The sequence below is a fragment of the Pasteurella multocida genome (assembly GCF_900187275.1).
Lineage (GTDB): Bacteria > Pseudomonadota > Gammaproteobacteria > Enterobacterales > Pasteurellaceae > Pasteurella > Pasteurella multocida.
On the sequence record NZ_LT906458.1, the window covers coordinates 1,293,565 to 1,308,697 of the forward strand.

1 protein-coding gene and 2 pseudogenes are annotated in these 15,133 nt (G+C 37.3%); 1 reads left to right on the forward strand and 2 read right to left on the reverse strand.

What is annotated here, in order from left to right; all coding sequences use genetic code 11:
* Positions 1 to 126: 126 nt before the first annotated feature.
* Together CKV69_RS10850 and CKV69_RS06020 are read right to left on the reverse strand one after the other, a co-directional pair.
* Positions 127 to 12,410 (reverse strand): annotated as a pseudogene (locus CKV69_RS10850) (YopT-type cysteine protease domain-containing protein).
* Between the two features lie 29 nt (positions 12,411 to 12,439).
* Entirely contained in the window at positions 12,440 to 14,161 is a 1,722-nt protein-coding gene (locus CKV69_RS06020) for a ShlB/FhaC/HecB family hemolysin secretion/activation protein (protein ID WP_014326313.1), read from the reverse strand.
* Positions 14,162 to 14,889: 728 nt separating this feature from the next.
* Here CKV69_RS06020 and CKV69_RS06025 point away from each other — a divergent pair.
* Positions 14,890 to 15,000: pseudogene (locus CKV69_RS06025) on the forward strand (GTPase Era); the annotation flags it as partial.
* Between the last annotated feature and the right edge of the window lie 133 nt (positions 15,001 to 15,133).

A 15,133-nucleotide genomic window follows, 5' to 3' on the forward strand; every position in this document is an offset into this window, starting at 1 on the left:
CTTTTTTAAGAAAGTTTTTGCTTTCAAAGTCTAGCAAGCTCCATAATCCTTTGCCTCGTGGCAAAAATATAAGGGGATCATCATGAGCCCCTTATATTTTATATGATTTACTTATTTAGCAAGATACTATTTATTGTTTACGCTTTTTCTAATCACGTTTTGATAAATAGGCTCTTCTTGTGGTTTCTTACCTACCTCCTCATAAATAGTTTCTTGCTGAGAAGAAATCACGCGTTGAGTTTTACCTGTCACTGGGAATTGTAAATCCGCATAAACAGGCTCAGTGGTCGGCGTCTGGCTTGTCTGCTCGACTATTTTATCACTTCTGGTTTTCAGTTGTGATTCAGGATAGAAACCCTCTACTGTATCTACTGATTTCGTTTTCTTTTTATTCACCTGTGCATAAATCGCATTTGGATCTGCCATTTGCTCCGCTTTTACTTTTAAGTTAGGTGATTGTACTCTTTTTTTATCTACTGCAAGAGGCGATTGTTGTCCAACAGATTCTTTACTTACCGTCGCCTTAGTTGGTAACGTTGGTAAAGGTTTAGCTTTCTTCACTACCGCAGGTGCTGTGACATGATACTTCTGGATATAGTCTTGTAAATCTTGTGATTTGAATGGGTTTTCAATCACTTGGTTTCCAATAACAAATCGAGTAGAAGACATCGTTGGATCTTGTTCATACAGTGCTCTTAAGCTTTTCGCCTCTGCGCTATTGTAATGCTTGTCTTTCGGATTGAAGGCTTTTTTAATATTCTCCAGATTTACTTTCATATCCTTCGAAATACCACGATCCTTCGTCACAATTTTATCTAATGGAAAATAGAAGGAATCCTTATCCGGACTGCTACCAAGATGTTCAATTTTTGGTCCCTCAGATTTCTCTTTACGTTTAAATTGTTTGAATACATTCGGCAATAATTTCTTGTTATAAACCGGCGTATTTTCAGCCGACAATGCTATATTTTCTGCTGTTGGAATCTCTAAGGTTTTTAGTGGGTTCTCAATCACCTGATTTTTGATGGTAAACTTCAAGTTTGGATGATCTTTGTAGTTCTCATACAAGAATCTCAACTCTCTTGAGGTCACCGAATCATAGAACGGATTGCTTGGATCAAATACTTCTTTTAGGCGATTCAAATCAATCTTTGTGTTTTCTCTGAATGTTGGTGTATCTGTCGCCATACCGTCTAAAGCAAAATAAAGCTGACCACCACGTTCTAAGGTTTCTTTTGCAATAAATTTAGTTTTTTCTGTAAAGAAATCCACTCTCGCTTCATTTAATGCAGTTTGTGTTTCTTTATAGGCACGAATTGCAGCGTTTTCTTCAGCCGAATAACTTGCCGACTCGTTTAATTCTTCCATATCAAATTTTTCATTTTTTCTCAATGCATTGTACATCTCTTGTTCTTGATCACTTAGTGTTGCGATACGTTTTAAGGCATCTACTGCAATTTCATTTTGAATCAATTCACGAATAATGCGTTGATTATCTTCAACATTGGCATCATTAATACGATGTTTTGAATCATCTTTACGAGCATTTTTTAACGTTGCATCATTAAATGAGGCGAGCTCTTGGATATCTTGCTCAGACACCTTGCCAGCTTTTACTTGTTTTGCAAATGCACTTAATTGCCCGAATTCAAAGCCAAGGTTTAATTTACCCACATAACTATCTGCTAAAATAGCATTTTTACCTTCAGCATCTGCGGCATTAGCTGCTGCAATTAACTCTTTTCTGCCATATTTTAAGCCATAGATTAACGCATTATCACCTAACTCAGATTGTGCTGCTCTTGGTGATTCAAGGTTATTCAGTTTATTTGGTAAATGCTCAATAGTTTGAATATTTTGCACTTTCCCGCCCATATAACCACGCTCTACAAGCTTACTTAATTTGTCACTTAGCTCTTGTCCAGAACTATACGCTTCTCGTTCTAAAGGCTGTTTTTTATATGCAGAGAAACTTTGTTCTGAATCAATGTAATGATCCTTATTTAAATCAAGTAGCTTCGCATCAAGCTTAATTGCGTCAGAAATATTGCCATTCTTATTCTTCGCAATCTGCATTTGGTCATGATGCGTCAACTCATGGACAATCGTATCAAGAATTTCCTTATTGTTTTGTTTCTTATTTTTTAAGAAACTCAGGATTGGCTTTGTGTTTAAATGCACTTTATCGTCAACATAGTATCCTTGCGTTGTGGATAACGGACTACTTTCTATATCTAACGCTAATGTCGCCTTTTTACCACTAATGCCTGTTACTTCTTGTAGCGATTCTCTTTTCGCTGATTCAACGATCTCAAACAGTTTGCGAATCCCCGCTTCATTACCCGAAAGTTTGCTATTCATCAAATCATGAAATTCTTTGTTCACTTCAAGCTTCTCTACGAGTTTGTCATTAATTTGTTTTCTGGTTTCAACATAACTTTCATCAAATTGGATATTTTTGAAAATTTTACCCGCATTTTTTGCATTCTCACCTTCAAAGCTATCAATTGATGAGCCTTTCACAAAAGGCTTACCCTCTTTCTGCGATTGCTTGATTAAAGCCACAACATTTTCTGCACTTGGACCATTCAGAAGTTCATCTGTCGCATTTAATAAATGCGCTTTTGGCAGATTTTTTGCCTCTTTTGCAATCAAGGCTAATTTTTTCTCAGCCTCTTTTGTACGATCTGTTGACTTGGCTTTTTTTCTGACTTTCTCAAACTGTGCATCAACATCTGTTACTGGTTTTGGAATATAGTCAGTATTCGTGATCGCAGTTACTACATTGTTTTTTGTTACATAATTTTCACCACGTGCATCATCACGTTTAATTTGAATATTGTCATTCGCCTCAAACGCAGATGATACTTTTCTGTTGAAGTTAACATCATTCGCTTCTGTTGCAAATTTCGCACTACCCGACTTTTTCTCGGCGTTGGCTGGTAATTCATAGTTCACCACATTGAAGAAACGTTTTCCGTCATTTTTACCTGCATAACCACTCTTATTCCAAAAAGCTTCTTTTAACCAGGTTTCAAATTTTTGATGACTTGGGAATGTCATTTCACCGAAGTTTGGATCGAAGAACACCACCTTTTGCCCTTGAACTGCCGCAGACACTGTGTGTGAGCCTCCCTCAAGATTAATCGATATTTTCTTCACGCCGGAAATATCACTACCAGTATCTAAAATCGCTTTTGTTAAAGCGGAAATATCACTTTTCGATACAGTACCTGCCACTTCATCACGGCGGCTTGCACTCCCAACTTTCTTCTCTTTCGGCACGACTCCTTGCTCTTGTAACCAACTATCGGTTAACTTGAATTGTTGTGTCGCACTGCCACTATTCATAAACTCAGTTTGAAGTTTCTTAATAGAGTCAATAGTTTCTTGCTTTAAGTGACCTTTCTTACCCCCTTCATACATCGTATTCCAAAAGTCTTCACTTTGACTAGTGACTTTGTTAACAATCCAATGTGCACAAGTGGATTCACAAACACCGTTTTGCGTTTCAATATGTTTCACGATCTCTTTATATACTTCGCCTTTAGATTGAGCATATTTAAAGCTGACCTCACCACCATATTCTTCCACTGAAGCACGAACCGCATCAATTTTGTGTTTCACTTTCAATGGTTGGAATTGATCCTGAGCCTTTTTCAACACGCCTCGAGATTGTTCAACTAATTCTTTTTGTTGAACACGTTCACTCACTGGTTTTGTTTTATTTGCTTCCACAGTGTCTTGAGCATTATCTTTTATTACTATTTTTTCTGTTTGTTTAGCAGAATTACTACCTGAGAAGAAACTTTTAATTTTCTGCGATACAGTTGTACCCTCTGTTTCACTTGATTTCACATCTCCATTTTTCGCTTTAAACCTCTTATTCATACTAGCCGCATCTTTCAATTCAGGTCGAATCGGTAATGTAGGAGGTATGTCATCTTCAACTTCAGCTTTCACAATTGGATATTTCACTAAGGCTTCATCTGCTTTAGCGTTCGCTTTCGCACGTGCTTCCGGACTCTTGTTGATCGTTGCATAAATGTCCTCAGTCACTGGTATTCTGCTACTTACTTCAGCATCTGAATTAACCGCGATGTTAACCTTGTTGTTGATTTCTATATCTTTGCTTAAAGTCGCTGAATGTTTTGATAAAGTCGGTGTAACCTCTTCTGCCACTGTCGATTTTAATACTTCAGCGCGTCTAGTGCTTATGCTACCAAGATTTTGTACTGCTAAATCATCAAATGGAATAGATTCATAAGCTAACTCATTTACTTGTCTTTTTGCTCTTGGTTGTATATGTGTCACTACATCTACATCTTCCGTATGACGTGCTACTGGTCCACTACCGATTGTGGCATAATCACTATCAGTCTCACTCTCCACAATTTTCGTTTGGTTATCAGGAATAGCTGGTAAAGAGCGCTTCGCTTTGTTAGAAACATCACTAATTTCAGCATAAAGATTCTCTGCAACATCGCTTACCATTCTTGCTTTATCCTGATTCGGTAATGCTGGTAATTCATCCGTTGCACGTCTTACTTTTCTACTTCTTGGCTCAGTAACTGTTGCATACTCACTTTCTACAGCTTTTGCTCTCGGCATGTCTACTGTGGCATAAGTCGTTTCCACCGTTTTCACTTTTGGCGCCTCTACTGTTGCATAAGTACTGTCAACCGCATTCGCTTTCGGCACACCTACTGTTGCATAAGTACTATCAATAGCTTTAGTTTGAATGCCCACGTCGCGAATATCAGCATAAATATGCTCTGAACCGTCGTTCACTGTTCTTACTTTGCTTTCGTTTGGTAATGCGGGTAACTCATCCGTAACGTTTCTTACTTTTCTGTGTTTTGGCTCAGCAACCGTTGCATACTCACTTTCTACAGCTTTAGCTCTTGGCATGTCTACTGTGGCATAAGTCGTTTCCACCGCTTTCACTTTTGGAGTCTCTACTGTTGCATAAGTGCTGTCAACGGCATTCGCTTTCGGCATGCCTACTGTTGCATAAGTACTATCAATAGCTTTAGTTTGAGTGCCCACGTCGCTAATATCAGTATAAATATGCTCTGAACCGTCGTTTACCGTTCTTGCTTTACCCTGATTCGGTAATGCTGGTAGTGGATCATCTGCCTTTCTTGTATGTGCTTGCACGACATCGGCATAGTCTGTTGTACCTGCCGCGTTATGACGTCTCATATCTGCATTTTTATCACCAACACGGCTATATGTTGGTTCATTAATCTCTGCATAAAGATGCTCATCACTAGTTGCCGTTTTATGACGAACAAGATCAGCATTGTTATCACCGACTTTGCTATAAACGGCTGGAATTTCTTCATAATCATGGATGTTTGCTTTTGTAGTGGCACTAGCATACAGTGGATTGTCCACAAGATCGGTACTGTCCACATTTCTACTACGTGGTGTTGGTACAACAGCATCTGCACTTTCATAAATCGGATTTTTCACGGATACAGAATCCGCCTCATCCGTTACACGCGATCTTGTTGTTGGTACATCTGCTTCTTCTGTAGTAGAACGCGAGCGTAATGTGGAGCCTGACGCCATATCGGTGTCATTGTTTGGTGCTGACAGCTTGTTTTTCGCTCTCTGTCCTAATTCCACAATATCTGCCACTTCAAAACTAAATTGCGTACTTGCGTAAGTATCATCACGTGTGACAGCTTTTGCCTTGGTTAAATCTGTATTCACTTGACCTGATACATTCGCTTGAGAGGTATCCACGCCAGAAAGAGTGGATTTCTGCGTTGCATTATAGTGTTTCTGTTCAGCTCGCCCACCTCGTACATTAAAGGCGGTAGTACCACGTTCACTGATACCCACAGATAAACCAAATGTTCCACCATCTTTATCATGTTGATCGTGAAGGGCTTTAGTTGTGACATCGCCGGTAACTTTCAGCTGATTATCCTTATCGTTGCTGACAAGATATCCCCCCTCAAGATTTAAGTCATGCGTTTGCCCTGTAATTTTATTCGCTTTAATCCCTGCTTGTTGATTAACCGTCCGCTTGCTTTCGGTCTCATTGGTATAACCGAAACCAACATTACCGGTTGGGGTAGCAATTGTTGCACTAGAAAGTGCAACGCCAGCGGAAAGATTATAGTCAACTCCATGCGTCACTTTTTGTAACGTATCTTGTTTGGATACCACATTCGTTTTTCCTTTAACGTGGAGATCGAGCTTATCTGCATCAATATTCGAACTGACAACATTAAAATCGCGACCTGCTTCAACTTTCATGTTGCGTGCTTTTAAGAAACTGTTATTTTGAGCCGTTTCACGTTCTGACGTATAGCTTTCATTTCCTTCAAGTGATGTGCTAACACCGGCAGTACAGGCGCCACTCATCATACTGCAACCTGCGTTCACACCATGAGAAAGTTTCTGTCTTGATACTGTTTCTGTGGTTTCTCGTGTTTTTTCACCAGACAGCACATTCACATCTTCTTTTGCTCTTAAGGTCAAATTAGCTTGTTCATCACTTTGTACATTTTTAAGGTTCACACTACCACTGCGTGCTGACAGTGTGACATTGCCACCAATCTTAGTAACAATATCCCCCGTTTCTGTCGTTCGTTTTGTCTCATGTGTTCTTTCAACAGACAATTTAGCTGAACTCCCCGCTAAATCCCCCGTCACAATATTTAAGACATCACTAGCATGTTGTAATGCTACTGTACCGTCTTGTTTAGTCCCATTTTGTGCATCTCTATATTCTTTCACTAAATGGCTCACCATATCGGCAACCGCAGAATGAGCCTCCGCTTCAGGTCCAACTTTAAAAGTCGTCCGTTCAGACTCATGATCATATTGGTCTTTTTGTTTGCTCGACTTAATTTCTTTCGCAGACAATTCAAATCGATTGTTTTCAGGTGCTTTTTTCGCTTGCTCTGCAAAATCATCAAAATACGCTTTTGATTTTTCTGACATGAGATCCGCGATTTCAGCCTCTGATAATTCTTTTATTTCTGGGGCTTTATTTTCCTTATCCTTATTGGCATTTGATTGAGCTTGAGCCACATCCTGTGCAGATTGCTCGGTCTTCTCTGGCTTGCTAGCCGCTATCTCTTTCTGTGCTTTGCTTTGTGCATCTTCTGGTAGTTTAGTATTAATATCTACTCCACCAATATCGGCATAACCAAGCACATGTAATTTCCCATGTTTGACTTGTAATTCACTATTGGTGTGAGTGAGCAGTGTTTCTTTGTCTTTGGTATGGGTGAATGACATTCCTGCCTCTGCCCCAACTCCAGTATGGTTTGTCGGAACACCAACAGAGGCATTGCCACCATCTTGGCTGTTATAGTCATAACGAACTGAGGTGCCACCACCACTCGCGTGTGCTGAAGCAAATAGCTGTGAACTATATTCTTCTTTTTCGACATGTTTAATATTCTTGCCCGCTTCAGTATTAAAGTTCCCTTTCACAACACCAGTGGTATACTTAGCCTTAATTTTACTCCCCGCTTGGTTCACATCTCTGTCTACCGCAAGATGTAAGTGCCCTACTTCGAAGATTGATCCCTCTGAAGTTGCCTCACTAGTATGCTCTGAATAACTGGATGGAGACGACACGCCTAAAAGTGGGACTTTAAGCCCTGCCACATCAAGTTCTGCAACTTGTAGTGCACTCGGCGAGAATTTCTCACGGTAGGCATGTTTAGTATTGTATGTATTTTTGAGATTCACATCACCAGTCTTCACAAAGCTTGTTTTTGCTTTAATATCCGATGCTTGTACATCAATAGTTGAATCCTTATCTGTTTCAAGATGTAAATGACCTTCCGTTTTGATTTCTGAGCGTTGTGCAGTGACTCCTAATTCATCATTTGCAAATGAACGAGATACGTTTTCAATACCTTTACGCCCGACTAAACGTGTTTCTTGAGTACTTAAAATACTCCCTTGATTTTATTACTCGCTTCAACATTGAGTTTTCTCCCAGCTAATGTCCCGGTATTCACCACATCTTTGGCTTTAATCTTAGCTTCACCAACTCTGATAGTCCCAGTGCCTAAACCTTGTAATTTTTGGGCTTCTACGAGCGTTTCAGAAGCGAAATAAACCTTTGGAACAAACACATCTTTGCCCTTTACCTTCGTTTTGACATACCAAACGATATCTTGGGTCAAGTTAGCTTGTTGTTCTTTAGTTAATGCCGCACCTAGTTTCAAATCCAACTCCTGCGCTTGTGTTGTGGAATTGTCCATCAGCTGTTTAACTAATTCCACATCGCTGAGATTGTATTTTTGGTTAAGGTGGTTATCTACTTTTTTCTCAATCGAGCGAGTAATCACTTGATGATCAAAATAGTTATCCCCTAACACATTTACTTTTTGATGACCTTTTGTATTTAAACCAACTTTATTGAAGAAATAATTTGCACCAGCATAGTCATCTTGATTGATATATTTCAATTTTGTACGGAAAAGTGGATCAGTTTCCACTTTTGGACGTTCTTCATCAATCGCTTTCAATAAAACATTTTTTGATGCCTCTGCCTCTCGCTTCGCCATTTCTTCATACGCTTTCTGTTGTTCAATGTCTAATCTTTCTTGTGCAACTTTCTCCTCAGCTTTTTGTTTCTGTTCAGCTTGTTTTTTCTCCTCGGATAAATGTTTTTCTTCTTGTTGTTTCTTCTCTTCTTCTTGCAGTTGGATCGCAAGTTGTTTTTCTCTCTGGCGAATTTCTTCTACCCGTTGCATTTCTTTTGCAATTTCTACTTGCTTAGCAATTTTATCTTGCGCTTGACGTTTTTCCTCTTGCTTACGTTCTTCAACACGTTTTTCTTGTTGTTCTGATTTTTGTAGAAGTGCTTTTTCTATTCTTGCTTTCTGTTCTGCTTCGTGTTTTTGTTTTCTTTTTTCGAATAACTCCTGCAGTTTCATATCTAATGTACCAGGCAGATCAAAATACCCCTCTTTTTCTCTCTTTTCTCTATTTTGCCTATCTCTCTCGCCTAGACGGACTAGATTGGTAGAACGTTTAAAATGATCTTCCCCTTCTTTTAGTAACGGCTCTTCTCCAAGCTCCTGTAGTAGCTCATTCAAGAGATAACCATTTTCAAAGAATTCATCAGGGTTAAGATAATCAACTGTAGGATCAGTACGAGGTGGTTTATTTCCACGATCATCACGACTTATACCCAGCTTATCATCGGGCATCTCTTTCTCATCATTGCCCATACTCCACTTGCTATCGTCTGTATCAGACTCATCATCATTCATGCTAAGCACGTCATCCGATGAATTAGAATGGCTTTCTTCTATATCCAGATTTTTACGTGGTTCTTCATCTAGATCCTCAATAGGAGACAACTTTTTCTTTTCTAATTGGATACTATTATCAATAAATAAGTTTGGCATTTCTAAGAGTTCGGCGATCGAGGATAAATCTACCCCGTCCTCTTCCAAACGTTCTTTATCACTAAACTCCGCTTTAAGCTATACTGATGGTAGCGATAATTGGTGTTTACCAATTTGGATACTCTCATCAAACTTACCACGTTCGGCATATTCACCATTTTGTAGCGTTGTAAGCTTACCTTCTAGTTTTCCCGCTAGGATTTTTGCTTTTTCTGATGGGTAATAAATGAAATCTGTTGGATTTTCTTTAAAGCTTTTCCATTTGTTTCGCATCTCATCATAGGATTTACTATGCCACTCTGCACCAAACACTTGTGCCATCGCTTTTTGGTACATTGGTGAATGCTGAATATGAGATAGAAGCTGATAAGCACTAAAATTTTCCGTACTATAGAAACTTGATTTTAAGATTGTTGTTGAGCCAAACAAGGCATCGAGGAAAGACTCTAAATTGTTAAATTCACGCGATGCATTACCCGATAATGGTGTCCAAATATAACGAGTAAGTGGTTGATAGTACATCGTGATTTTCGCTGGATTCTTAAACACGCTTGCTAATGCATTTTGGTTAAACGCTTTCATTTGGTTCACCACTTGATCAGCTTCCGCATTAAATGTTCCTTTGACATTAATTAATCCATGATTAATTAACTGCGGTTTTGATTCTGATGATGTCGCCTTTATTCCCTTAAAGTCAAAATCACCATCAGAACGGATAGCCCCCATTTTCACAACTTTAATATCGGTTTTATCTTGTTCTTGCAGATTTAAGTTGAGCTTATAAACATTATTGTGCCAACCATGTACCGCAACACGACTGATATCATAATCACGACTTGAACCGATAGGCTTATAACTCACATTGCCAGATAAACGCACATCATTAATCAAATTATGAGTATGAACTGTTAATTTTTTACTCGCATAAATATCGCCAATATTATAAACAGAACGCTCTGCTTCTAACATCATATTACCGAGTGTATGGAATAAACCGTTTTCTTGGTTAACAATATTTCCCATACCTTCTTCCGTTGATTTAGCAGTCAGTTTTAATGATTTTCCAGCACCTAATGTCCCACCAAGATTGTAAATACTGCCACTTTCGGTATTAATTGTCAGTGTTTTACCAGTTGCCAGTGTTCCTGCACGATTAACAAAGTTTTCTTCCACATTCAACGTTATATTAGCACCCAATTGAATATCTTGATTTTTATCAATTTCAATATTTTGGGCGTTAATAGTTAACGCATCTTTAGCTCTAATAAAATTATTGCCCTCTGTTAAAAAACTGGTTTTTTCTTTAAAAGTTAATTCTGCACTCCCCGCACTTTCAATGAGTCCCTTATTCACAAAACCAGGCTTAAACTGTGCACTAAGGCTTGCGAGCATCGACGGAGATATTGAGAAAAACGGAGAGCCTAAAAAGCGGACACTACTTTTTACGCGCATCAGTGGAGACAAATATCTATCTTGAATAATTTCAAGATCTTTTCCTTTCGTCAAAATACTCAATTTCCGTTCAGCATAAATTTCTTTATCATTAATCAAATTATTAGTGTCAAGCTTAACCTCTCGACCATAAATACGCCCAGCATTAGTTAGAGTTTCTGTTGCCACATCTATCTTTTTAGCGACGAGCTTCGCATTTTGCTCAATAGACAGGGCACCCTTTGCTACGATTTTGGCTTGTGTCGTACTCCTAATCTCTGCGTTTTTTCTGATTTTAACTTGTTTCGCCTCTAACGAAATTTCATCTGATTTCGTTTGACTACCAACAAAAACACGATTAGCGTTTTTCACTTCAATTTTTTTCTTGGCTCGAATATTTCGGTCTTTTTTTACCACTGTTTGCTGAATCGTATTGCCAAGTTCTAAGTCACCTTCATTCATTTCAATCTGAATATCATTTTCAGACAAAATAATTCCATCATGTTTTACGCCTGCACCTTTATCTGTCACAATCAACTTAATATTTTTACCATGCATTGCGCCTGTACTAGATCCCGTGATAGCAATAACATCATTAGATACATTTTCACCGCTCGTTTTTTTCAGCTCATGTTTGCTTAAATCATATTCACTGGAACCCGCAATAAGAGTGACATCTGTTTTTGCTTCTGAATTATCCCCTGATGTAATTGATTGCTTTTGTTCAATTTTTTTAGCAATAATATCTAAATACTTTAATCCATCTGTCGAAAAACCATCAATATCAATGATCACATTTCCTTTTGTAACCTTTAACATCATCTGATTCGGATCTATAAGCTCACTCGTAGTGGCAACAAAACGATCTGAATTTATTGTTCTTACACCATTTAAGGTAATACCATTTTGGTTTGCAATGACGATATCAGCTTTTTTACCTAATACTTCAAGCGCGCCAACAATTTTACTTTCTTGAGGACCTGTCACTTGATTTAATATAACATCAGCTTCTTTCCCTCCCCTTAAATTTTGATTTTGCGGAATGTAACCAATTAATGTTGATCTTGCCTGCGCTTCAGTCCCATTATTATTAAACACCGCGCTATTTGGAATATTAAATTTTTCAAAACGGTTATCTGAAATCCCTTTCCCATTTGGTTTAGCAATATCAATAACCAGAACTTTATTTTCTGCTTGATAGATTTTTGTTTTATCATTACCAGCAAGATTAGATGCATCTAATTTAATATGATCGCTATTATCAATCACTGTTAATTGATTTCTTTCATCCCCTTTTCCCTCAGCCAAAACAGGAACAGAAATCACAGTTAAAAATAAAATAGAAAGCTGTTTCCAAGTCAATTGCATTGCATACGAAACAGGATTGAACGTGCTTTTTACTAATAAAGACACGGAGGAAAGTGAATATTGTTCTAGAAGGAAAGGTTCCTCTTCAACTTGTTCTGATGTGGATGTTGAATCAGATGAACCATTGCTAATAGCTGAGTTAATACATTCTGCCACAGGAACGAGACAACCTTTGACTTGACTAAAAATGAGTTTGTAACGATTTTTGTTCATATTAAGTTAATCCTTAAACTTAAAAGAGATTAAAAAGAAAGTGATCCTGAGAAATAATAAATCGGTTTTTGACGATGTTGCGTAACACCACTCACACCATTCATTGGTTGTGCATAGGTTAATGATAATGAAAATAACTTTATTTGCGTTTTCAAGCCTAGGGCAAAACCGACTAAAGTGGTTGTTTTATGCTTTGATTTAATATGTACTTTACCCATATCAAATCCAATAAAAGGGGATACCTGAGATAAATATGCTTTTTGTGGATAAAAAGGAACCGTCAGTGTTTGTGATAAATACGCACCACTATCACCAGAAACCGCACCACCTTTAAATCCTCTTACTGTATATTCATCACCAATTGAAAATTGATTTTCAGAATACAAACTATCAAAACCATATTGGGCACCAATACGTAATTGATAATTCATCGCACGTTCAAACAGGGATATTGGACGCTGCCAATTAATACTTCCTGACAATAATTTTAAGGTTTTTTCACGATTTGCATCATATGCTGAATAATTCGCCCCAAACCATCTCAACCCATTCGCGTAAGCAATGTCGCTGTAAAGCTTCCCGTAAGCAAAATTAGTCATGTAAGATAACCCTACGCTCACTTTATTATTGTGATATTTCCCAATCAAAATATCAGAAAAATAACTAATCCGTTTTTTAAACTCGAACTCGGTATATGTAGATAAAATACTCTCCTTATTACGCAATAACACATGCATCAGCTTGACAGCTAAGCTTTGGGTTTTCCCATGAGAAGAATGAGTATTTATACCGCGAAGTTCTTTTTCATACGTAGATTCCGATGCTTTAATTTCTACTGTAGAAAAGCCTATAGGCTGACTGTAAGACAAAGTATAATTGCGTTGCTGGTTAGCATGATGATTTTTATATAAACGGTAACTACTCGAGAAACTCCAACGATCATTCGTGCCTAATAGATCACTCCAAGCAATATTCAATGTAGCTTGATTACGCCCATTGGCATTATTGCCAGCACCTGAATTATTGAATCCGACACTCACTTGCGGAAAAACATCATATTGTCTTTCAATATTTAGATTTGAGCTGCCTTTTTCTTCACTTGCAACCACATTCACTGTGGCTTTTTTATTCGTAGTATTTAAGATTTCGATCAACTGGTCAATGTCGTGAATACTTAAGCGATTTCCGATTAAATTGGGTAGGACTGATAACATTGTTTTATCTCTAAAACGGGTTGGTTTCTCCCCATTCACAAACAGATCGCGAGTTCTTCCCCACAGTACAATAAATTCAAGATCGCCATTGCTGATTTTTGAATTTTTTAAACCAATTGCACTTGTCACGTAGCCAGAACGGTATAAAACTTCCGTCAAATCTTTCACTAATTGAAAAACAACTTTTGTTGATAGGGGCTGGTTTTGGTAAGCATGAATGATATCGCCAAAATTTAGAGATACCTTTTCACCCGCAAGGTCGACCGATATGCTGGTGATTTTATGTTTACTCGTGGATTCGGAATCAGGAAAAGAGAATGTTTTTTCTGTACTCGATTGTTGATCTTCTAAAAATTGCTGCGCTTTTTTGAGGTTTTCATTTACATTTTCAAACTGTTGCTTATTTTTTAAATGCAGTAATTCTTGAGTGAGCGGATTTGCTTCCTGACTATAGGCAAGCGTTGATTGGCATAAAAGAAAAGTAGCAGAAGAACATAATAATAATTTCCCTAATCTTTTAATTTGATATTTTTCCATAAAATCTCCATACTTATTGAGGGATGGAAATTCTACTACAAAAAAATAAAAATTATTAACAAATCTAGCTATACCAGCGATTTAATAATAAACAAAAAGAAAAAATATTTTCAATCTAAATAAATAATAAACCAATTTAGATTATATTAATAGCAAACAAAATACACATAAAAAGACAACACTTCAATATATTAATAAATAAAAACACAATGTTCTAACATAAATCAAAATAGACAAACCACTTAACAATAGAACATAGAACAATCTCACTCAAACAACGATTATAGCGTCATATCTAACTTTTCAAGTTGCACAAAAAAAATAACCATCATAAAAAACAGATATTTAAAACACTATTTTTCATTGTCACAATATTTATTGCAATAAATAATAGTCATTATTTAAACAATTAACCAAAAAATGATAGATAGCATTATACATAAGATAAGAAAACGATAATTTATTAGCAATAGAATATAAATAATCCATTCCCCATAATAATATAGTAAAACAATCATTAAAATTAGCATTAAATATTATTATGAACGGGATATACTTTGTTCGAGAATGTAACCTATGCGTTTTTATGGACGCCGAATCAAAAAAGGTGGAATCTCCTATCAAGCTGATTGTGTAGCAAAAGAGGCTAACGAGTTATCTCCTCGGTATAAATCCATAGAAAAAGATGATCGTATTCAATCCACTAATGATGAAGAGTCTATTACTTTATGAAACGTTTATTTGATAATAAAGTGCATCTTAAACTGTGGGTAAAAGTTAAATCAAGTTGGGCGGATGATGAACGCGCCTTACGTAGCTTAGGTTATATGGACGAATAACTAAGTTTCCGACCTTGTGTAAAAGAGTGGTAAAGCCACTCTTTTTTATTGTTTCTACACGATAAAAAAACCGCGAATGCCTTTGCACTCACGGTATATATTACAAATTGAAGTGATAAGTGCGGTCAAAATC

Bases quoted from the DNA above. Each gene is read 5' to 3' on its own strand.
- CKV69_RS06020 (WP_014326313.1), bottom strand. From the start codon at position 14,161: ATGGAAAAATATCAAATTAAAAGATTAGGGAAATTATTATTATGTTCT.